The following is a 20,546-nucleotide window of genomic DNA, read 5'->3' as shown; positions in this document are numbered from 1 at the left end:
GCTGTACGACCCGCCCGAGCTGACCCCGGACAGATGGCGTGAGGCCGGCCGTCGTCTGCTGGCCAAGATGATCGGGGAGTTCGCGTACGAGGAGATCATCCGGCCCGTACCGGTCGATGAAGGGGAGCCGGGCACCTACCTGCTCCGCCTCGAACCAGCCGAACAGGACGGGGCCGACACGTCTGAGATAGAGCAGGGCGTGGCAGACAGGCAGGCGGAAGAGCGGACCGGAGCCGGCGCGTCGACTGTGCGGAAGGGCGCGTGCCTCACCTTCAGCGCACGCCGCGGCTCGTACGGCAGTTGGTATGTGGACCCGGCCGGCCTGACCCTCACCGAGGGCGACGGGCCGGCCCGTGCTTTCAGCGACCCTCTGCGGTTCCTCGTGCTGGCCCGCAGGAGCCTCGGCCTGGACGGCGCCACACTCGGGCACCTCATCCGCGAGCTCACCGTCACCCTCAGCGCTGACGCCCGGCTCGACCACACGGCGCTCAACGCCGCCCGACTCGCCGACCTCGGCTACGCGGAACTCGAAGGACACCAGACGGGACACCCTTGGCTCGTCCTCAACAAGGGACGCATCGGCTTCTCCGCGGGCGACACCGACCGGTGGGCGCCCGAAGCCCGCCGCTCCACGACACTCCCATGGATCGCCGTCCACACCGGCCTCGCGGTGTACAGGGGGGTCGCGGGGCTGGACAGCGCACAGCGCCTGTACGCCCACGAACTCTCCGCCGACACCCGGAAAACCTTCGCCGACTTACTGGGCGCACGCGGACTCGATCCGCAGGAGTACCTCTACCTGCCCGTGCACCCCTGGCAGTGGGACGAGGTCGTGCTGCCGCTGTTCGCTCCCTCCGTCGCTGCGAATGCCATCGTTCCGCTCTGCAGCGACGGCGACCTGCGCCTTCCCCAGCAGTCCATCCGTACGTTCCTCAACGCCTCCCGCCCCGACCGGCACACCGTGAAGCTTCCGCTGTCGGTGCTCAACACCCTCGTATGGAGAGGCCTTCCGACGGGGCGCACGATCGCCGCACCCGCGGTCACCGCATGGATGCACGCATTGCGTGACGCGGATCCCTTCCTGCGCGACGAATGCGGAGTGATCCTTCTGGGTGAAGTGGCATCGGTGGCCGTCGAGCACCCTCTGTACGACGGGCTGCCCGAAGTCCCGTACCAGTACAGAGAGTTGCTCGGCGCCATCTGGCGCGAGCCGGTCAACCGGTACCTCGCACCCGGCGAACGCGCCCGCACCCTTGCCTCACTCACCCACACCGACCCCGACGGCCGGGCGTTCGTCGCGGAGCTCGTGGAACGTTCGGGGCTGGCCCCCGCGGTGTGGCTGCGGCGGCTCTTCGCCGCCCTGCTGCCTCCACTGCTGCACTTCCTGTACCGCTACGGCACGGTGTTCTCCCCTCACGGGGAGAACACCATCGTTGTCTTCGACGACCAGGACGTGCCCGTCCGGCTCGCGGTGAAGGACTTCGTGGACGACGTCAACGTGAGTGCCGTGCCGCTGCCCGAACAGGACTCGATGCCGGACGACGTCCGGGACGTACTCCTCACCGAGCCCCCGAGCTTCCTGACCCAGTTCATCCACTCGGGTCTCTTCGTAGGCGTCTTCCGGTATCTCGCGCCCCTCTGCGAGGAACAACTCGGTATCCGGGAGGACGACTTCTGGTCCTTCGTACGTGCCGAGATCCTCCGGCATCAGGCGCGCGCTCCGGAGCTGAAGGAAAGGTACGAAATGTTCGACCTGCTCACACCCCGTATCGAGCGGCTCTGCCTGAACCGGAACCGCCTGCACCTCGACGGTTACCGCGACCGCTCCGAGCGTCCGCACGCCGCCGTGCACGGAACCGTCGCCAACCCCCTCCACCAGCCTTGATCGCCGGATTGTCAGTGGGGCACCGTAGGGTGGTCGCGCTATGACGAAGCCCTCCCTCCCCGAGCTCCTGCACGCCGCCGTCACCGCTGTCGGCGGCACGGAACGCCCTGGCCAGGTGTCCATGGCCGAGACCGTCGCCGAGGCGATCGACGACGGCTCCCACCTGCTGGTCCAGGCCGGTACCGGCACGGGCAAGTCCCTCGGCTACCTGGTGCCGGCCCTGGCCCACGGCGAGCGTGTGGTGATCGCGACGGCCACCCTCGCCCTGCAGCGTCAGCTCGTGGAACGGGATCTGCCGCGCACGGTGGACGCGCTGCACCCGCTGCTCCGCCGCCGCCCCCAGTTCGCGATGCTCAAGGGGCGCTCGAACTATCTCTGTCTGCACCGCCTCCACGAAGGCGTGCCACAGGACGAGGAGGAGGGCCTTTTCGATCAGTTCGAGGCGGCCGCCCCCACCAGCAAGCTGGGCCAGGATCTCCTGCGCATGCGGGACTGGGCGGATGAGACCGAGACCGGTGACAGGGACGATCTGACCCCCGGGGTGTCCGACCGTGCGTGGTCCCAGGTCTCCGTCTCCTCCAGGGAGTGCCTGGGGGCTTCGAAGTGCGCCTATGGGGCGGAGTGCTTCGCCGAGGCGGCCCGCGAGCGCGCCAAGCTCTCGGACGTCGTCGTCACGAACCACGCGCTGCTCGCCATCGACGCCATCGAGGGCGCACCCGTCCTGCCCCAGCACGAGGTGCTGATCGTGGACGAGGCCCATGAGCTGGTCTCCCGCGTCACCGGCGTGGCCACGGGCGAGCTCACCCCGGGGCAGGTCAACCGCGCCGTGCGCCGCGCGGCGAAGCTCGTCAACGAAAAGGCGGCGGACCAGCTCCAGACCGCGTCGGAAGGCTTCGAGCGGCTGATGGAGCTCGCTCTGCCAGGTCGCCTGGAAGAGATCCCCGAGGACCTCGGGTATGCGCTGATGGCCTTGCGCGACGCGGCCCGCACGGTCATCACCGCGCTGGGCTCGACCCGGGACAAGTCCGTCCAGGACGAGGACGCGGTCCGTAAGCAGGCGCTGGCCTCCGTGGAGTCGATCCACGACGTGGCGGAGCGCATCACGAACGGCTCCGAGTACGACGTCGTCTGGTACGAGCGCCATGAACGCTTCGGCGCCTCCCTGCGGGTGGCCCCCATGTCCGTGTCGGGACTCCTCCGGGAGAAGCTCTTCGCCGACCGCTCCGTGGTCCTCACCTCCGCCACGCTCAAACTCGGCGGTGATTTCAACGGTGTGGGGGCCTCGCTCGGCCTGGCACCGGAGGGCACCGAATCCGAAGACGCCCCCGTCTGGAAGGGCCTCGACGTCGGCTCGCCCTTCGACTACGGCAAGCAGGGCATCCTGTACGTCGCCAAGCATCTGGCCCGGCCGGGACGCGAGGGCACCCGGAGCGACATGCTCGATGAGCTTGCCGAGCTGATCGAAGCGGCAGGCGGGCGCACGCTGGGCCTGTTCTCCTCCATGCGCGCCGCTCAGGGCGCGGCGGAGGAGCTGCGGGGACGCCTGGACATGCCGATCCTCCTGCAGGGCGAGGAGACCCTGGGCGAGCTGATCAAGGGCTTCGCGGCGGACGCGAAGACCTGCCTCTTCGGGACGCTGTCGCTCTGGCAGGGCGTCGACGTACCAGGCCCCAGCTGCCAGCTGGTGATCATGGACAAGATCCCCTTCCCGCGTCCCGACGATCCGCTGATGAGCGCCCGCCAGAAGGCGGTCGACGAAGCCGGTGGCAACGGCTTCATGGCAGTCGCGGCAACGCATGCGGCTCTGCTGATGGCGCAGGGTGCAGGGCGCCTCGTACGAGCGTCCGGGGACCGCGGAGTGGTCGCCGTCCTGGACCCCCGCTTGGCCACCGCGCGCTACGGCAGCTACCTGCGGGCTTCGCTGCCCGACTTCTGGTACACGACGGACCGCAACCAGGCACGCCGTTCTCTGGCGGCGATCGACGCCGCAGCGAAGGCGGACGAGGCTTAGGGCGGGCTCGATCCGATCCCGGACACAGCAGGGCCCCGGAACCGGCGCAGTTGGTTCCGGGGCCCGGTCAGGGGCGGATGTCACACCCGCCGCAGCACCGCCACGACCTTGCCGAGGATGGTTGCCTCGTCGCCGGGGATCGGCTGATACGCGGAGTTGTGCGGCAGCAGCCAGACGTGTCCGTCCTCGCGCTTGAAGCGCTTGACCGTCGCTTCGCCGTCGAGCATGGCGGCCACGATGTCGCCGTTCTCCGCGACGGGCTGACGCCGCACAGTGACCCAGTCGCCGTCACAGATCGCGGCTTCGATCATCGAGTCACCGACGACCTTCAGTACGAAGAGCTCGCCGTCCCCCACGAGCTGCCGGGGGAGGGGGAAGACGTCCTCCACCGACTCCTCGGCGAGGATCGGCCCACCGGCCGCGATACGGCCGACGAGCGGGACGTACGACGCCGCCGGCTTGCCGGTGGTGTCGGTGGGCTGGCTGCTCGGTTGGTCCGAGCCACGCACCTCGTACGCCCGAGGGCGGTGCGGGTCTCGGCGGAGGAAGCCCTTGCGCTCCAGAGCCATCAGCTGATGGGCGACGGAGGAGGTGCTGGAGAGGCCGACAGCCTGCCCGATCTCCCGCATCGACGGTGGGTAGCCGCGCCGCTGCACGGAGTCCCTGATGACCTCGATCACTCGGCGTTGCCGGTCGGTAAGCCCCGAGCTGTCGGCTCGGATGCCTGGAGGTCGGCCCGGCAGGGAGCGAGTGGGCTTGGGCCCCTCCTGGTTCGTGGCTGCGTCATTCATGGCATGCACCGGCTCGAGTCGGCTCTGGGAGCGGTCCTGGGCAGTGATGGTGGCGCTGTCTGCGGTGGTGGTCACGTCGGTCGGCCCCTCTCGAGATGTTCTCTCCCTAGCTAGCCAACGGTAGTTGCTTTCGAAAGGTTGCGCCAAACACACGTTCGAGTGAAAAAACGCTGATTACCCGCCGTGATCATGTGTTTGGGTGTATGGCTGACGCTCGGGCCGAACGGCATTTCGGTTCATTACGGTACGCTTCACCGCCGGGGCCGAGAGCCCCTCGGCGGGGCACCCATACTGCCACTCGGCACCTCGTCAAGCTGGCACCGGCCCCCCGTCCCGAGCGGCGCGAGTGACGGCCGTGTGCGGTTGGCGCCTTCCGTGGCGGTACGACACGCGTGATGCCGAAAAAGCGGCCAAACCCCAGATCTAGTGGTTGGATTGCGGCAGCAGCCCAGAAGTTGTGGTCCATGGTCTTTCGGGACTCCTGGGATCGCCTATGCTTGGGGCTGCTTCGAGGGCCCCGAGGGCCCATTGAGGCTTATGAGTCGTGCCGTGAAGGAGGGTTGGGAGTTCCATGCACTGCCCCTTCTGCAGGCACCCCGACAGCCGCGTAGTCGACAGCCGCACAACCGACGACGGCACGTCGATCCGCAGGCGCCGTCAGTGCCCCGACTGCTCCCGTCGTTTCACGACCGTGGAGACGTGCTCACTGATGGTGGTCAAGCGCAGCGGCGTGACCGAGCCCTTCAGTCGCACGAAGGTCATCAATGGCGTCCGCAAGGCGTGCCAGGGGCGGCCGGTGACCGAGGATGCCCTCGCCCTGCTCGGCCAGCGGGTCGAAGAGGCGGTGCGGGCCACCGGCAGCGCCGAGCTGACCACTCACGACGTGGGCCTTGCCATACTCGGCCCGTTGCAGGAGCTCGACCTCGTCGCCTACCTGCGCTTCGCGTCCGTGTACAGGGCCTTCGACTCACTCGAGGACTTCGAGGCGGCCATCGGGGAGCTGAGGGAACAGCGGCTCGAAGCCGAGCCGTGCGACGCGGGCGGAGAGCGCGTCGTGAATGACTGCGGGCCCGGAGGGACTGTCGAAGTCCCGGTGCCCGCCACTGCCGCCGACTGACCGGCTGACCGACCGGCCGGCGGCGAACCAGACCTGTTGAGGGCGTCCTCTGCGATGCCCTCGACATCAGACACACATCCGTGCCACGGGAAGAACGTGGCACTTCAGGGCGTTTTAGCCTGATACAGGGAGGCGGCATGACCGAGACGACGAGCGGCCCGGCACGAGGTTCCCGCGCGAAGGGTTCCAAGGCCAAGGGTCTGCGTATCGAGCGCATCCACACGACGCCCGGCGTGCATCCGTACGACGAGGTGGCCTGGGAGCGCCGTGACGTCGTCATGACCAATTGGCGCGACGGCTCGATCAACTTCGAGCAGCGTGGCGTCGAGTTCCCCGACTTCTGGTCGGTGAACGCGGTCAACATCGTCACCAGCAAGTACTTCCGCGGGGCCGTCGGTACCCCGCAGCGCGAGACCGGCCTCAAGCAGCTGATCGACCGCATCGTGAAGACGTACCGCAAGGCCGGCGAGGACTACAGCTACTTCGCCTCGCCCGCCGACGCGGAGATCTTCGAGCACGAGCTGGCGTACGCCCTCCTGCACCAGATCTTCAGCTTCAATTCTCCGGTCTGGTTCAACGTAGGAACGCCCCAGCCGCAGCAGGTGTCCGCCTGCTTCATCCTGGCCGTCGACGACTCCATGGAGTCGATTCTCGACTGGTACAAGGAAGAGGGCATGATCTTCAAGGGCGGCTCCGGTGCCGGCCTGAACCTCTCCCGCATCCGTTCCTCCAAGGAACTGCTGTCCTCCGGAGGCAACGCCTCGGGCCCGGTCTCCTTCATGCGCGGTGCCGACGCCTCCGCCGGAACCATCAAGTCCGGTGGCGCCACGCGTCGCGCGGCCAAGATGGTCATCCTCGACGTCGACCACCCCGACATCGAGGGCTTCATCGAGACCAAGGTGAAGGAAGAGGAGAAGATCCGCGCCCTGCGTGACGCGGGCTTCGACATGGACCTGGGCGGCGACGACATCACGTCCGTCCAGTACCAGAACGCCAACAACTCGGTCCGTGTGAACGACACGTTCATGAAGGCGGTCGAGGAGGGCGGCAAGTTCGGTCTGACGTCCCGCATGACGGGCGAGGTCATCGAGGAGGTCGACGCCAAGTCGCTCTTCCGCAAGATGGCCGAGGCCGCCTGGGCCTGTGCCGACCCGGGCATCCAGTACGACGACACGATCAACGCCTGGCACACCTGCCCGGAGTCCGGCCGTATCAACGGCTCGAACCCGTGCAGCGAGTACATGCACCTGGACAACACGTCCTGCAACCTCGCCTCGCTGAACCTCATGAAGTTCCTGAAGGACGACGGCAAGGGCAACCAGTCCTTCGACGCCGAGCGCTTCTCCAAGGTCGTCGAGCTGGTCATCACCGCGATGGACATCTCCATCTGCTTCGCGGACTTCCCGACGCAGAAGATCGGTGAGAACACCCGCGCCTTCCGCCAGCTCGGCATCGGCTACGCCAACCTCGGCGCCCTCCTGATGGCGACCGGTCACGCGTACGACTCCGACGGCGGCCGCGCCCTCGCCGGTGCGATCACCTCGCTGATGACGGGTACCTCGTACAAGCGTTCCGCCGAGCTCGCCGCGGTCGTCGGCCCCTACGACGGCTACGCCAAGAACGCCACGCCGCACAAGCGCGTCATGAAGCAGCACGCCGACGCCAACGGCGCGGCCGTCCGCATCGACGACCTGGACGCGCCGATCTGGGCCGCGGCCACGGAGGCCTGGCAGGACGTGATCCGCCTCGGCGAGAAGAACGGTTTCCGTAACTCGCAGGCGTCCGTCATCGCCCCGACCGGCACCATCGGTCTCGCGATGTCCTGCGACACCACGGGCCTGGAGCCCGACCTCGCCCTGGTGAAGTTCAAGAAGCTCGTCGGCGGCGGCTCGATGCAGATCGTCAACGGCACCGTGCCGCAGGCCCTGCGTCGCCTGGGCTACCAGGAGGAGCAGATCGAGGCGATCGTCGCCCACATCGCCGAGAACGGCAATGTGATCGACGCCCCGGGTCTGAAGACCGAGCACTACGAGGTCTTCGACTGCGCCATGGGCGAGCGCTCCATCTCCGCGATGGGCCACGTCCGCATGATGGCCGCGATCCAGCCGTGGATCTCGGGCGCCCTCTCCAAGACGGTCAACCTCCCGGAGACCGCCACCGTCGAGGACGTCGAAGAGGTCTACTTCGAGGCCTGGAAGCTGGGCGTCAAGGCGCTCGCCATCTACCGCGACAACTGCAAGGTCGGTCAGCCGCTCTCCGCCAAGAAGAAGGAGGAGGAGAAGGCCGAGATCACCGAGAAGGCCGAGGACACGATCCGTGCCGCGGTCGAGAAGGTGGTCGAGTACCGCCCGGTCCGCAAGCGTCTTCCGAAGGGCCGTCCCGGCATCACCACTTCCTTCACCGTGGGTGGCGCCGAGGGCTACATGACCGCCAACTCCTACCCGGACGACGGTCTCGGCGAAGTCTTCCTGAAGATGTCCAAGCAGGGCTCGACCCTCGCGGGCATGATGGACGCCTTCTCCATCGCGGTCTCGGTCGGCCTGCAGTACGGCGTGCCCCTGGAGACGTACGTTTCCAAGTTCACGAACATGCGCTTCGAGCCGGCCGGTATGACGGACGACCCGGACGTGCGGATGGCGCAGTCGATCGTCGACTACATCTTCCGCCGCCTGGCGCTGGACTTCCTGCCCTTCGAGACGCGGTCCGCGCTCGGCATCCACTCCGCCGAGGAGCGTCAGCGGCACCTGGAGACCGGGTCGTACGAGCCGACCGAGGACGAGGTGGACGTCGAGGGCCTGGCCCAGTCCGCCCCGGTGCAGACCGAGTCCCTGAAGGCTGTCGCCACGCCGAAGGCGGAGGCCGAGAGCGCCAAGGCCGCGCCGCAGCAGGCGCACACCAGCGCCGAGCTCGTCGAGATGCAGCTGGGCATTCAGGCCGACGCACCGCTGTGCTTCTCCTGCGGTACGAAGATGCAGCGCGCCGGTTCCTGCTACATCTGCGAGGGCTGCGGCTCGACCAGCGGTTGCAGCTGACACCAGCAGCAGTGATCCCGGGCCTGTTCCGGGAGTGAGCTGAGCTGACCGCCAAGGGCGGTGGCACCGAATACTCGGTACCACCGCCCTTGGCGTGCTCCATGGAGGCGGGAGCCCTCAAGATCCCGGTGCCCGTCGGCTCTCGGTCTCGCAGGCTCTCAGTGCTCAGCGCCCATCAGCGAGGCGAACACCGTCGGATCCACGTCGAAGCCTCGGACGGCCTCGCGGAAGGACCACGCCCCGGTGTCGTCCCGGGTGAACTCGGCGATGGTCGCGGCCGTGCACCCGGCGACGCTCGACAGGTCGCTCTGTGCCAGGTCCGTGTAGCCCTCGCGGATCCGGATCGCGGTGTTCGTGATGTCGCCGAACACCTTCTGTCCCGCTTCCTGCTGTATGGCCACGCCCACGACGACCCTGGTGAACGTGGAGGCGAGCCGGTCCAGTTCCAAGGTCATGACCTCGTCGAAACCGAAACCCTGGCCCGTCCTGCTGTCACGGTTCAGGGTGATCGTGCCGTCGGGGGAGCGGCTGTCGAAGTGCACGAGGTACACAGGAGTGCCGTACGGAGCGTCCGCCGCGTACGTCGCGGCGATTATGTCGAGGTCGTTGGACGGCGTCCCTGCCGGGCTCGGGTCCCACTTGAGTCCGACTTCGACCTTCTTGATTCCCTTGCTGACGCTGCTCACTGGACTTCCCCCTCCTCGTGACCTGGCCGCTGTGGATTCACCAGGCGTGTCCAGCGCACACGCTACGGCGTACGACTGACAACCTCGTAGCGCCGCTGGTCAGAGGCGGGTGCAACGGGGGCGCAAGCGAGCCCGGTTGGCGTGCGGAGCCACCCCGGAGATCATTGAGGCATGACATGGAACGGGGAAGAACTCGACATCGAGGCCTACTTCGCGCGGCTCGGACACACCGGCGGGGCGAAGCCGGATCTCGACACTCTGCGTCTCCTCCACAGGGAGCATGTGGCGGCGATCCCCTTCGAGAACCTCGAGATGATGCTGGGCCGTCCGGTACCACTGGACCTGCCGGCACTCCAGCAGAAGATGCTTCACAAAAGGCGGGGCGGATACTGCTATGAGCAGAACCTTCTCTTCGCGGCCGCCCTGGAGCACATCGGCTTCGATGTCACCGGTCTCGCGGCCCGGGTCAGGGTCGGGGCGTCCTCCACGCGCGCGGTGACGCACATGGTCCTGAAGGTGGAAGCGGACGGCGAAGCCTGGCACTGCGACGTCGGGTTCGGCGCCGACGGGCTCCTCGAACCGATCCCTCTGCGTGGTGGTGTGGAAACGCAGCAAGGAGAGTGGCGTTTCGGACTCCGGCAGGAGGACGAAGACGTCCTGGTGCTGCGCACGTGGAGCTCCGGTGGCTGGTTCGACCTCTACGCGTACACGCAGGAGCGGCGGCTTCCCGTCGACTACGTAGTGATGAACCACTACACGTCGACTCACCCCAAGTCGTCGTTCATTCGTCGCCCGGTGGTGCAGAGGGCGGCTCCAGAGGTGCGGCGCAGGCTGGTGGGTGACCAGCTGACCGTGGTGCACCCGGACGGCTCGGTGGACGAACGAAGCGTCCCTGTGGGCGAATTGAGGGACGTTCTCGATCGCGAGTTCGGCATTGAACTGGATGCTGATGATTCAGCCGAGCTGATCCGGGTGCACTACGCCGGAGCGTGACCCGGGCCGCACTCCGCGCCGTACGATGGCGCCGTGCTGGTCAAGTGGATTCGCTGCACCGTGGTGGACCGTCGGGGATTCGAACGAGGGCAGCGAAAGTGGGCGGGGCTTTGGGGCGAGCCGGGGTTCCGGGGGCAGGGCGGGGGGTGGAGCCGGGGTCGTCAGGGTGTGGCTCACGTCTTCGCCTTCTGGGAGAGCCGGGCCTTCTACGACTCGTTCATGGCCCGCTCGCACGATCGCCTCGCGGCTGCGCAGTCGGGCACCTACAAGGACCTCCAGGCCAAGATCTTCGACTATCGCTTCGACGTGAAGACCGGGTTCGAGCCGCGCTTCACGGACGTGGACGTGCTGCGCGTCGCGCACTGCCGGGTCCGGGAAGCGAGGGTGGATCATTTCGCGCTGATGCAGGAGAAGGTCTGGAACCCCGCGATGGCGGGCTCACCGGGGATGGTGCGCGGATTCTTCGGTGAGGCACCGGGGCACGAGTTCCTGGTGTTCTCCATGTGGCTGTCGGCGGCCGAGCACGGCAAGTACCGCGCCGAGCGGGTGGAGCGTCTCTCTCTGCGGGCGCAGACGGATGCCGATATCGCCGCGCTCGCAGGGGACATCGTGGAGTTGGAACCGTCGTGGACGGTGTGACCCGCCCCTGACACATCCGCCGCGGATGCGGTCATCGTCGGGCGAACGCACCCCCCCGGGTGGCGGCGACGGCTGCCGCCGCTGACTGATCCGCCAGTGCCGTGTCGATGGGCTCGCGCGTGATGAAGACGCGGAGCAGCAGCGGGGCGGAGACGGCGCGTACGAGCGCTGCCGCATCGGTGTCCGGGGGTGCGTCGCCGCGTGCCACGGCGCGCGCGACGACCGCCTCGCAGCGGCCGAACCGCTCGGCGTAGAAGGTGTGCAGGGCCTCGGCGGCGCGTGCCGACTGGAAGGCCGCCGCGACGAAGGCGGTGGGCGCCGCGGCTGCCGCTTCGTCGGAGAAGGACCCGACCACCTCGCGGGCGAGCTCGCGCAGGTCGCCTTCCAGGCTGCCGGTGTCCGGCGGAGTCCAGTCGTCTTCGCCCGCCAGGTCCAGGGCGTCGGCGACCATGCCTTCGAGGCCGCCCCAGCGCCGGTACAGCGTGGTCTTGTGCACCCCCGAGTGGTCGGCCACGTATTCCACGGTGAGGCCGGGGTATCCATGGTCTGCCAGACCGCTCAGTACGGCGTCCCGGACGGCTGCGCGGGTGCGTGCGGTGCGGCCGCCGGGGCGACGGGTGCCGGGAGCGGGCGTCGCGGGCGCCGTTTCTGCCTCCTCGGACAGCGCCGGTCCTCGCTGCGCGGCGCTGGGTGTGTCACCGCTCCGACCAGCCACGACAGGGGTGTCCGCCATCGATTCGTTCCTTCCGCGTTGCCTCGCCCGAAAACTAATCACAACTCGCGTTGCGTTAGGTGGGTCAGTGTGCCACACTCATCGTAATGCGACGGACGTTGCGTTTGCTTGAGCGGGATGCGAAACCGGGGGTGCTCTTGCCTACTCAGATTTCTCTGCACGGCGTGACCAAGGCTCGTGGAGATCGGCTGCTCTTCGACGGGGTGTCGCTCGCGGTCCGGCCGGGCGAGCGCATAGGGGTCGTGGGGGAGAACGGCGCGGGAAAGTCCACTCTTCTGCACCTGATGTCCGGCGACGAACAGCCGGATGACGGAGAGATCGTGGCCGTCGCCGAGCGAGGCGCCGGACTTCTCGCGCAGACTCCCCGGCTCCCGGCCGACCGTAGCGTCGGTGACGCCATCGACGCGGCACTGGCCGAACTGCGGTCGATGGAGGCCCGGTTGCGCGACCTGGAAGCAGGGCTCGGGTCAGCGACGGAGAAGGGGCTGAGTGAGTACGGCGACCTGCTGACGGCCTTCGAACTGCGCGGCGGTTATGAGGCGGACGTACGCGTGGACAAGGCGATGCACGGGCTGGGGCTCGGACGCATCGGCCGGGACAGAGTTCTGGGCAGTCTGTCCGGCGGTGAACAGGCTCGGCTCGGCCTCGCCTGCCTCATCGCGGCAGCGCCCGAAGTCATGCTCCTGGACGAACCGACCAATCATCTCGACGAAGACGCCCTGGACTGGCTGGAGAGTGCCCTGTCGGCGCATCGCGGAACCGTGGTCGCGGTCTCTCACGACCGCACGTTCCTGGAGCGAGTGGCCACCGCGATCCTTGAAGTGGACGCCGATCGAAGGTCGGTGGTGCGGCACGGCGGCGGGTATCAGGGGCTCGTGGCGGAACGGGCGGCCGCCCGGCTGCGCTGGGAGCAGCAGTACGCGCAGTGGTGCGAGGAGACGAGCCGACTGCAGGAGTTCATGGCGACCACCGCCCACGCGGTAGCCGGTGGCCGTGGCATGAAGGACAACAACAAAATGGCGTACGACCGGGCCGGAGGCCGGGTCCAGGCATCGGTCGCCGGACGCGTGCGGAACGCCCAGGAGCGCCTCCGTCGACTGCGGGAGCAGCCTGTGCCCAAGCCTCCCGAGCCGCTGAGCTTCACGGCGCGCCCTGTGGCGGGCGCGGCCGAAGGAGCCCTGGTGACCCTGCGGGATGTGCGCGTGGGCGAGCGGCTCGCCGTGCAGTCGCTGACTGTCTCGGCCGGCGAGCGACTGCTGATCCACGGAGGAAACGGCGCGGGAAAGTCCACTCTGCTTCGCACCATGGCGGGCGTGCTCGAACCCGACGAAGGCACTGTCGACCGCAGAGGCCGGATCGGCTACCTCGCGCAGGAAATACCGGTGCGCCGCCCCGCCGAGCCCGTCCTCGAAGTGTTCGGCAAGGGCCTGGGGCTGACCGAGGAGGAGCAGAGGGAGCTGATCCTCTCGTACGGCCTGTTCCGGCCCCGTGACCTGCACGTTCCCGTGGGGTCCCTGTCCGCGGGGCAGCGTCGGAGGCTGGCCCTGGCGCGGTTGCTCGCCAGACCCGCCGACCTCCTGCTGCTCGACGAGCCCGCCAACCACCTGGCCCTCGGTCTGGTCGAGGAATTGGAAGCGGCACTCGACCAGTGGACGGGAGCACTGGTCGTCGTCTCGCACGACCGATTGCTCCGCCGGCGCTTCAGGGGCCGAATACGCCGGATGGAGGCCGGACGGCTACCCGACTGAGCAGGCCGCCGAGGACCCGATCTAGGGTTTCCGTATGGCACGCCCGCGGCGCATCATCCTGGTCCGGCACGGCGAGTCGGCAGGCAACGCCGACGACACCGTGTACGAGCGCGAGCCCGATCACGCTCTCGCACTCACCGAGGCGGGGTGGTCCCAAGCGGAGGACACGGGCAAACACCTGCGGGAACTGCTCGGCCGTGAGCGGGTGAGCGTGTACGTCTCGCCCTACCGCCGCACCCACGAGACCTTGCAGGCGTTCCGGCTGGACCCCGAGCTGGTGCGCGTGCGGGAGGAGCCGAGGCTGCGGGAGCAGGACTGGGGCAACTGGCAGGACCGCGACGACGTGCGGCTGCAGAAGGCGTACCGCGACGCGTACGGACACTTCTTCTACCGCTTCGCACAGGGAGAGTCGGGGGCCGATGTCTACGACAGGGTGGGCGCTTTTCTGGAAAGCCTCTACCGGAGCTTCGAGGCTCCGGACCACCCGCCGAACGTCCTGCTGGTGACGCACGGACTGACCATGCGGCTGTTCTGCATGCGCTGGTTCCACTGGTCGGTGGCGGAGTTCGAGTCGCTGTCCAATCCGGGCAACGGAGAGATGAGGGTGCTGGTGCTCGGAGACGACGGCAAATACACACTGGACCGACCGTTCGAACGCTGGCGCGAACCCGAGCCGTACGGCGTCACCGGATAGAGTGGCAGGGCGATGACCGCTGACTCTTCTCCCGACCAGCGCCTCGAGCGCGCCCTGGCCAGCCTGCGCGGACTGGCGGTGGGGGACGCGCTGGGCTCACAGTTCTTCGTGCCCGCGCATTACCCACTGCTCAAGCGCCGACAGTTGCCCGACGCCCCGTGGCAGTGGACCGACGACACGGAGATGGCCTGCTCGGTGCTGGCCGTCCTCATCAAGCACCGCCGGATCGACCAGGACGCACTCGCCCAGTCGTTCGCCGAGCACCATGACTTCGACCGTGGCTACGGACCCGCCGTGAACCGGCTGCTGAGGCAGGTGCGGGAAGGCGGGGACTGGCGGGAGCTGGCCTCCGCGCTCTTCAAGGGCCAGGGGTCCTGGGGGAACGGCGCCGCCATGCGGATCGCTCCGCTCGGCGCCTGGTACGCCGACGACCCGGAGCAGGCGACGCATCAGGCGGAGATTTCGGCGTACCCCACGCATCAGCATCGTGAGGCGGTCGTCGGGTCGATGGCGGTGGCCGCGGCCGCGGCGCTGACAGCTGACCCCGCGGGGTTGCCGACGCCGAAGGCGCTGCTCGACGGGGTCATCGACCTGGTGCCACGCAGTGCCGTGGGCGCGGGGCTGCGCCGGGCGCGGGACATGCTGGACTACGGCGACGCCGGGACGGTCGCGGCGGTGCTGGGCTGTGGGCGACGGACGACGGCGCACGACACGGTGCCGTTCGCGTTGTGGGCGGCGGCTCGTGGGCTCGGATCGTACGAGCGGGCCATCTGGGACACCGCGCAGGTGGGCGGCGACATGGACACGACCTGCGCCATCGTGGGTGGCGTGGTCGGGTGCGGTGAGGGTGGAGCGCCGCCCGAGGAGTGGTCGGAGCGCACCGAGGTGCTGCCCGGCTGGGTTTCCGGCGACGCGGCCTGACCCGGAGTCGTAGGGCCGGGGCTGCGCGTGTGTGCCGGCCGGGAGGGGCCGGTGTCCGGCGCACCAGCTATCAGCCACCAGCCACGAGAGACAACCAGCCACCAGCCACGAGAGAGGGAAGCGGTACGCGCGGTATACGCGGGACGCGTGATCGCGGTACGTCGCCATACGTGCGCCGCGGGATGCTGTGGGGCAGGTCGTGGTTGCAGGGCGGGTGTGCCCGGCTGCCTGGGGTGGGGGCGGGAGAGGGGGCAGGGGCGGCGCGTGCACCTCGTACGGATGGTGTTGACGTATACGTATCGGTGTGCGGTGGTGCTACGGGCGGCGGGCGCCGGTGGCACGTCGGCCGTGCCCCGGCGCCCGCGGCCCGTCCCGTCAGCCGGCCACGGGGCCCGCGGCGCTCGCCGTGCCGGCAAGGGCGTCCAGGTCGCTCTTGCGTACCCGGATCACCAGCGCGGCGGTGATCAGGGCGAGCACGGCCATGGCGACGGCCGGTATGAAGGCGGTCGAGATGCCCTGCGACAGCACTTCGTGGCCCCAGGGCGCGGGGAGCTCGTGGGTCCTGGCGAACTCGGCCTTCTGTTCCGGTGTGGCGTGAGCCATGAAGTCCGCCATCTGGTCCTTGGCCTCGTCCCGGCTCGCCGTGCCGAAGACAGTGGTGAGGATGGAGAGGCCGAGCGAGCCGCCCACCTGCTGGGTGGCGTTGAGCAGTCCGGATGCCGCGCCCGCTTCGTGAGGGGCCACTCCGGAGACGGCGGTCAGCGTCAGCGTGACGAAGTTCAGGCCCATGCCGAAGCCGAACAGCAGCATGGGACCGAGTACTCCGCCGACGTACGAACTGTCCGGGCCGATCAGGGTCTGCCAGCCGAGCCCGAGGGCGACGATGATCGAACCGGTCACCATGAACGGCTTGGGGCCGAGCACGGGGAGGAACTTCTGCGACAGGCCCGCCCCGAGGGCGATGACCACCGTGACGGGCAGGAAGGCGAGGCCCGCTTCGATCGGCGTGTAGTTCAGGATGTTCTGCACGAAGAGGACGATGAAGAAGAACATGCCGAACATCGCGGCGGCGAGGCTGAGCATGATCACGTACGTGCCCGAGCGGTTGCGGTCGGCGAACATCCGCAGGGGTGTGATCGGTTCCTTCGCGCGCCTCTCGACGAACACGAAGGCGAGCAGCAGGACCACCGCGGCGGCGAACGAGCCCACGGTGAGGCTGTCGCGCCAGCCTTCCTCGGAGGCGCGGATGAACCCGTAGACCAAGGAGGCCATGCCGAGCGTCGAGGTCGCGGCGCCCGCGATGTCGAAGCGGCCGGGGTGGCGCTCGGACTCATTGATGTAGAGCGGCGTGAGGACGGCGATCAGGACGCCGATGGGTACGTTCACGAACAGGACCCAGCGCCAGTCGAGCCACTCGGTGAGCATGCCGCCCGCGAGGAGGCCGATGGCGCCGCCACCTGCGGAGACCGCGGCGAAGACGCCGAAGGCGCGGTTCCGTTCGGGCCCTTCGGGGAAGGTCGTCGTGATGAGGGCCAGAGAGGTGGGCGACGCGATGGCGCCACCTACGCCCTGGAGTGCGCGCGCGGCCAGCAACTGCCATGGTTCCTGGGCGAATCCGCCGAGGAGCGAGGCCGCGGTGAACAGGAGGATGCCGGCCATGAAGACGCGACGGCGTCCAAGGATGTCGCCCGCGCGGCCGCCGAGGAGCAGCAGCCCGCCGAAGGTGAGGGTGTACGCGCTGACGACCCAAGTGAGGTCGGTCGTCGAGAAGTTGAGAGCTCCCTGGATGTGGGGGAGCGCGATGTTCACAATCGTCGCGTCCAGGACCACCATGAGTTGGCAGGCCGCGATGACGGTGAGAGCCATGCCGGGGTGTCCCTCTCGGCGTGCGGCCCCCGGTTTTTGATCCTTCGTCAGCTGAGAGGTGGTCGTCATGATCCCCCACAAGTTCCATAGTGAACGGGAGCGTTCACTGTTTAGGGCGACGGTAGTTACTCCATGAGAGTGAACGCAAGCGTTCACTCACCCTTCCTTGCGTGCTCAATGGAGAGAGAATGATGGCTAGTTCCCGTTGGGCGGCCGTTCCCGCTCGAACGGCTTCCTCGCGTCGGCGGGGGCCCGTCCTGGAGCGGGCGATCCTCGACGCCGCCCTCGATCAGCTCAGTACGGTCGGCTGGAGCGGACTGACGATGGAGGGAGTGGCGGCGGGGGCGCAGACCGGCAAGGCGGCCGTGTACCGCCGCTGGCCGTCCAAGGAGGATCTCGTCATGGACGCGCTGCGGGCCGGGCTGCCGCGGCTCGGCGGCGTCCCGGATCTCGGGAGCGTCCGGGAGGATCTGTTGCAGCTGTGCAAGCAGATGAGGGTGACGATGTTCTCGCGCTCCGGGTTCGCCCTGCGTGCCGTGCTTCACGAGTGCGACACGGCAACGGCGGAGCGGTTCCATGACGTGATCTTCGAAGGTGTCGTCGAGCCGAGCGTGAAGTTGATCAAGGATGTTGTGCGTCGTGGAATTGAGCGCGGAGAGGTCCGTTCCGGAGGGCTGGACGCCTATGTCTGCGATGTCATTCCGGCGATGCTCGTCTACCGCGCGAAGGTGTGCGGAAGCGAATGGCGGGACGATGAATTCGAGGCCTTGATCGACCAGGTGATGGTCCCGATGCTGCGTCCCTGACCGGTCGGCGGGCCGGTCAGGGGGTGGCGGGAGATGTCCGGCGGGGGGCTCAGGAACGTTTGGGCAAGCCTGGGTGTCGCGGCCGGTTCCCGGCGGCGTAGGCTATTGACGCCATGCCGTACGAAGCACCCACCCACACCGTCGAGCGCTCCTTGCGCGCCACCACCGGAGCGAAGATCGTCGCCGGTGTCGACGAGGTCGGGCGCGGCGCGTGGGCGGGACCGGTCACCGTCTGTGCGGCGGTCACGGGACTGCGCCGGCCGCCCGAAGGGCTCACCGACTCCAAGCTGATCACTCCCAAGCGGCGCACCGCGCTCGCCGAGGAGCTGGAGAGCTGGGTCACGGCGCACGCCCTGGGGCACGCGTCGCACGAGGAGATCGACGAACTGGGGATGACGGCCGCGCTGCGGCTCGCCGCCGTGCGCGCTCTGGAGGGGCTGCCGCTCCGCCCGGACGCGGTCATCCTCGACGGGAAGCACGACTACCTCGGGACTCCCTGGCAGGTTCGTACGGTGATCAAGGGTGATCAGTCCTGTGTGGCTGTCGCCGCGGCTTCGGTGATCGCCAAAGTTCGGCGCGACAAAATGATGGCCGAACTGGGCATCGAACATGCAGACTTCGGTTTTGCGGCCAACGCCGGCTATCCGTCGCCGGTGCACAAGGCCGCGCTGGCGGAGCGGGGACCCACCCCGTACCACCGGCTTTCGTGGGCGTATCTTGATGCGTTGCCCCAGTGGCGGCATCTCAAGAAAGCCCGCAGTTGGGCGGACGGAAAAGTTCCGGAAATTGAGGGTCAGCTCGGCTTTGAGTTCTGACGCCTTTCCGGCGCTTCCGGTCGCACTCATGTGCCACCCGCCGACGCGACTCGTGTCGGCGTTTGATAGACAACACTTCATGCCTCTCATTCCCGAGGAGCCTCAGATTCACGAGAGTGCCCAGGGTCCCCGCGCCACGCCGGCCAGCGGCCGCACCGCGCCGACCCCCCGCCCCGTACCCGGCCCGCGTCCCGCGGCCCCGCCGCGCCCCGGCCGTCCGGGTCCTGCCCGGCCGATGCCGCCCGCGCAGCGTGCGCCGCGCGACACGGCCGCCAAGCCCGGGGCGTCCGCCCCGGCTGCCCCCGACGCTTCGGCCTCGGTTCCGCAGATCCAGCTGATCCCGGCCTCGGCCGAGGGGGCGCTGGACGCGGCCGAAGAAGCCGTCGACCTCCTGCTCGACTCCGGGCGTGCCCCCGGCGACGTCCTGGTGATCAGCACCGGTGACCCGCACCCGTGGGCCACGCACGAGCTGTCCTTCGGCGAAGCCGCCTACTGGGCCCAGCACGACGCGGGCGACGACGTCTTCTACGCCGACGCCGCCGCACTGACTCGTGCCGCGCCCCGGCCCGTGGTCGTCGTCGCCCTCAACGGCGGCAGCGAGGAGACCGCGGTCGCGGCGTTGCCGACGGCGCTCTCGCGCGCGGGCACCCTGCTGATCGTCTGCGGTGACCCGCAGCGGATCAACGCGATGCTGGGCGCGGGAGTCTGACACCGTCGTCCGCGCGGTGACGCCGCGAGGCGGCGGCCGCGCGGGAGCACAGTGCGGTGGCCGACGTGTGCCGTGCGAGGCACGGCCGGGTCGGTCGCGCACTGCCTCTCCGCGCGGTGCGCTGCGGTGCGGTGTGCTGCGAGTGTGTTGCGGCGTGGTGTCCGGGTGCTCTCCGGAGTGCGTGCGGCCTCGTGCGGGCCTGGCGTTGCACGGGGCAGAGGCGCGCCGCGGGTCAGCGTGCCGCCGCTTGGCGTCAGCGTGCCGCCGCGCGGCGGAGGATGTCGGATGCGGCGCCTCCGGTGCGTAGGGCCGGTGGCTCGGCCTCGGCGAGGTCCTCCGGTCGTGAACCGGCGCTCGGCCGACGGCCGCCGCGTCCCTCGCCGAGCACCTGCCACCCGTCACGCGTCAGCGTGATGTACGCGCCGCAGCGCAGCCCGTGCAGCGTGCAGGCGTCCCGTAGTCCCCACATCCAGGCGCCGTCCTCCTGGGTCCAACGGGCGTCCCCGTCACGGCAGTAGAGCAGCACCGCCGTGCGCACCGGGGTGCGGCGTCGCAGGTCGTGCGGGATGATCCGGCGCAACTGCGTGAGCAGGGCGTTGCGGAAGACCCAGCCGTCCGTCGCGGTCGCGCGCCGGCTGAACGAGGCGCTCGCCCGTAGCCGTTCGTCGGGATCGAGGACGGCCACGACGGCCGTCGCCGGGGTCGGCCGATGGCGTGCGTGCAGCCCGCTGACGACCTCACGGGGATTGCGCAGCAGGGGAATGCCCGCGGCCGACCACTCGGCGGGCTCGAGCATCCGGGCCAGTCGGTGCGCGGAATCGGCGGACAACTCGGCCGACGCAGGGGGTTCCGGCACCGGGACGGCGGCGGACGAAACGAATCCGAAGGTCACGGTCCTCCCTTCGGCTACGCGCCCGTGATGAGGGCGGGGTCGGACTGGGGGAGCGCAGCACGGCACAGCCCTACCGGACCAGGGGGAGCCGCACGGGGAGCGACTCCAATTCTTCCCGTCGCAGTCGCCGGCGGCAACGAGCAATCGGCACCGCATGCCGGTATCGGACGATGCGTTGCTTATATCCCTGCCCAGATCATCGGCCTCC

17 protein-coding genes are annotated in these 20,546 nt (G+C 68.9%); 12 read left to right on the top strand and 5 right to left on the bottom strand.

Going from position 1 to position 20,546, the window contains the following annotated elements; translation table 11 throughout:
- Window position 1: 1 nt before the first annotated feature.
- Window positions 2-1,885, top strand: coding sequence for an IucA/IucC family siderophore biosynthesis protein (locus AB0N81_RS27835; RefSeq protein WP_365363041.1), 1,884 nt, complete (start codon window positions 2-4; stop codon window positions 1,883-1,885).
- A 40-nt stretch (window positions 1,886-1,925) separates the two neighbouring features.
- On the top strand, window positions 1,926-3,896 hold the full coding sequence (locus tag AB0N81_RS27830; RefSeq protein ID WP_365362936.1) for an ATP-dependent DNA helicase: 1,971 nt from the start codon (window positions 1,926-1,928) through the stop codon (window positions 3,894-3,896).
- Window positions 3,897-3,976: 80 nt separating this feature from the next.
- Here AB0N81_RS27830 and lexA read toward each other — a convergent pair whose 3' ends face one another.
- On the bottom strand, window positions 3,977-4,762 hold the full coding sequence (lexA, locus tag AB0N81_RS27825; protein WP_030778599.1) for a transcriptional repressor LexA: 786 nt from the start codon (window positions 4,760-4,762) through the stop codon (window positions 3,977-3,979).
- Between the two features lie 496 nt (window positions 4,763-5,258).
- On the opposite strand from lexA, the gene nrdR reads away from it, so the two are divergent.
- Window positions 5,259-5,804, top strand: coding sequence for a transcriptional regulator NrdR (nrdR, locus tag AB0N81_RS27820; protein ID WP_365362934.1), 546 nt, complete (start codon window positions 5,259-5,261; stop codon window positions 5,802-5,804).
- 137 nt (window positions 5,805-5,941) lie between these two features.
- A complete protein-coding gene (locus tag AB0N81_RS27815) occupies window positions 5,942-8,836 on the top strand; it encodes a vitamin B12-dependent ribonucleotide reductase (RefSeq protein ID WP_365362932.1) in 2,895 nt (964 codons plus the stop codon).
- A gap of 158 nt (window positions 8,837-8,994) precedes the next feature.
- Here AB0N81_RS27815 and AB0N81_RS27810 read toward each other — a convergent pair whose 3' ends face one another.
- A complete protein-coding gene (locus tag AB0N81_RS27810; RefSeq protein WP_365363039.1) occupies window positions 8,995-9,576 on the bottom strand; it encodes a TerD family protein in 582 nt (193 codons plus the stop codon).
- 117 nt (window positions 9,577-9,693) lie between these two features.
- On the opposite strand from AB0N81_RS27810, the gene AB0N81_RS27805 reads away from it, so the two are divergent.
- Together AB0N81_RS27805 and AB0N81_RS27800 are read left to right on the top strand one after the other, a co-directional pair.
- Window positions 9,694-10,515, top strand: a complete 822-nt coding sequence (locus AB0N81_RS27805) for an arylamine N-acetyltransferase (RefSeq protein ID WP_365362930.1) — start codon at window positions 9,694-9,696, stop codon at window positions 10,513-10,515.
- 33 nt (window positions 10,516-10,548) lie between these two features.
- Window positions 10,549-11,154 carry a YdbC family protein gene (locus AB0N81_RS27800; protein WP_365362928.1) on the top strand — a complete coding sequence of 202 codons (606 nt, stop codon included), beginning with the start codon at window positions 10,549-10,551 and terminating at the stop codon, window positions 11,152-11,154.
- Window positions 11,155-11,185: 31 nt separating this feature from the next.
- On the opposite strand, the gene AB0N81_RS27795 is transcribed toward AB0N81_RS27800, so the two are convergent.
- Window positions 11,186-11,887, bottom strand: a complete 702-nt coding sequence (locus AB0N81_RS27795) for a TetR/AcrR family transcriptional regulator C-terminal ligand-binding domain-containing protein (protein ID WP_365362926.1) — start codon at window positions 11,885-11,887, stop codon at window positions 11,186-11,188.
- A 137-nt stretch (window positions 11,888-12,024) separates the two neighbouring features.
- Here AB0N81_RS27795 and AB0N81_RS27790 point away from each other — a divergent pair, with 137 nt between their 5' ends.
- From AB0N81_RS27790 to AB0N81_RS27780, 3 genes are read left to right on the top strand one after another with little or no spacing between them, the layout of a single operon-like run.
- Window positions 12,025-13,635 (top strand): ABC-F family ATP-binding cassette domain-containing protein, encoded by a 1,611-nt coding sequence (locus tag AB0N81_RS27790; RefSeq protein ID WP_365362924.1) that lies wholly within the window; start codon window positions 12,025-12,027, stop codon window positions 13,633-13,635.
- 34 nt (window positions 13,636-13,669) lie between these two features.
- Entirely contained in the window at window positions 13,670-14,329 is a 660-nt protein-coding gene (locus AB0N81_RS27785) for a histidine phosphatase family protein (protein ID WP_365362922.1), read from the top strand.
- A 12-nt stretch (window positions 14,330-14,341) separates the two neighbouring features.
- A complete protein-coding gene (locus AB0N81_RS27780; protein ID WP_365362920.1) occupies window positions 14,342-15,250 on the top strand; it encodes an ADP-ribosylglycohydrolase family protein in 909 nt (302 codons plus the stop codon).
- Between the two features lie 375 nt (window positions 15,251-15,625).
- On the opposite strand, the gene AB0N81_RS27775 is transcribed toward AB0N81_RS27780, so the two are convergent.
- Entirely contained in the window at window positions 15,626-17,185 is a 1,560-nt protein-coding gene (locus tag AB0N81_RS27775) for an MFS transporter (RefSeq protein ID WP_365362918.1), read from the bottom strand.
- A 122-nt stretch (window positions 17,186-17,307) separates the two neighbouring features.
- Between AB0N81_RS27775 and AB0N81_RS27770 the strand changes: the two genes are divergently transcribed.
- From AB0N81_RS27770 to AB0N81_RS27760, 3 genes are all read left to right on the top strand, one after another.
- Window positions 17,308-17,922 carry a TetR/AcrR family transcriptional regulator gene (locus AB0N81_RS27770; RefSeq protein WP_365363037.1) on the top strand — a complete coding sequence of 205 codons (615 nt, stop codon included), beginning with the start codon at window positions 17,308-17,310 and terminating at the stop codon, window positions 17,920-17,922.
- Between the two features lie 113 nt (window positions 17,923-18,035).
- Entirely contained in the window at window positions 18,036-18,737 is a 702-nt protein-coding gene (locus tag AB0N81_RS27765) for a ribonuclease HII (RefSeq protein ID WP_365362916.1), read from the top strand.
- 79 nt (window positions 18,738-18,816) lie between these two features.
- On the top strand, window positions 18,817-19,446 hold the full coding sequence (locus AB0N81_RS27760; RefSeq protein WP_365362914.1) for a hypothetical protein: 630 nt from the start codon (window positions 18,817-18,819) through the stop codon (window positions 19,444-19,446).
- A 253-nt stretch (window positions 19,447-19,699) separates the two neighbouring features.
- Here AB0N81_RS27760 and AB0N81_RS27755 read toward each other — a convergent pair whose 3' ends face one another.
- On the bottom strand, window positions 19,700-20,242 hold the full coding sequence (locus tag AB0N81_RS27755; RefSeq protein ID WP_365363035.1) for a hypothetical protein: 543 nt from the start codon (window positions 20,240-20,242) through the stop codon (window positions 19,700-19,702).
- Window positions 20,243-20,546 lie beyond the last annotated feature (304 nt).

Source organism: Streptomyces sp. NPDC093510, assembly GCF_040683555.1.
Taxonomy (GTDB): domain Bacteria; phylum Actinomycetota; class Actinomycetes; order Streptomycetales; family Streptomycetaceae; genus Streptomyces.
This window is presented reverse-complemented; position numbering and strand designations above follow the sequence as displayed.

What these genes read in the sequence shown, in the direction of transcription:
- nrdR (WP_365362934.1), top strand. Translation starts at nt 5,259, where the DNA reads ATGCACTGCCCCTTCTGCAGGCACCCCGACAGCCGCGTAGTCGACAGC.
- AB0N81_RS27815 (WP_365362932.1), top strand. Translation starts at nt 5,942, where the DNA reads ATGACCGAGACGACGAGCGGCCCGGCACGAGGTTCCCGCGCGAAGGGT.
- AB0N81_RS27770 (WP_365363037.1), top strand. Translation starts at nt 17,308, where the DNA reads ATGGCTAGTTCCCGTTGGGCGGCCGTTCCCGCTCGAACGGCTTCCTCG.
- AB0N81_RS27795 (WP_365362926.1), bottom strand. Translation starts at nt 11,887, where the DNA reads ATGGCGGACACCCCTGTCGTGGCTGGTCGGAGCGGTGACACACCCAGC.
- AB0N81_RS27785 (WP_365362922.1), top strand. Translation starts at nt 13,670, where the DNA reads ATGGCACGCCCGCGGCGCATCATCCTGGTCCGGCACGGCGAGTCGGCA.
- AB0N81_RS27780 (WP_365362920.1), top strand. Translation starts at nt 14,342, where the DNA reads ATGACCGCTGACTCTTCTCCCGACCAGCGCCTCGAGCGCGCCCTGGCC.
- AB0N81_RS27775 (WP_365362918.1), bottom strand. Translation starts at nt 17,185, where the DNA reads ATGACGACCACCTCTCAGCTGACGAAGGATCAAAAACCGGGGGCCGCA.
- AB0N81_RS27805 (WP_365362930.1), top strand. Translation starts at nt 9,694, where the DNA reads ATGACATGGAACGGGGAAGAACTCGACATCGAGGCCTACTTCGCGCGG.
- AB0N81_RS27755 (WP_365363035.1), bottom strand. Translation starts at nt 20,242, where the DNA reads ATGCTCGAGCCCGCCGAGTGGTCGGCCGCGGGCATTCCCCTGCTGCGC.
- AB0N81_RS27830 (WP_365362936.1), top strand. Translation starts at nt 1,926, where the DNA reads ATGACGAAGCCCTCCCTCCCCGAGCTCCTGCACGCCGCCGTCACCGCT.
- AB0N81_RS27765 (WP_365362916.1), top strand. Translation starts at nt 18,036, where the DNA reads ATGCCGTACGAAGCACCCACCCACACCGTCGAGCGCTCCTTGCGCGCC.
- AB0N81_RS27760 (WP_365362914.1), top strand. Translation starts at nt 18,817, where the DNA reads ATGCCTCTCATTCCCGAGGAGCCTCAGATTCACGAGAGTGCCCAGGGT.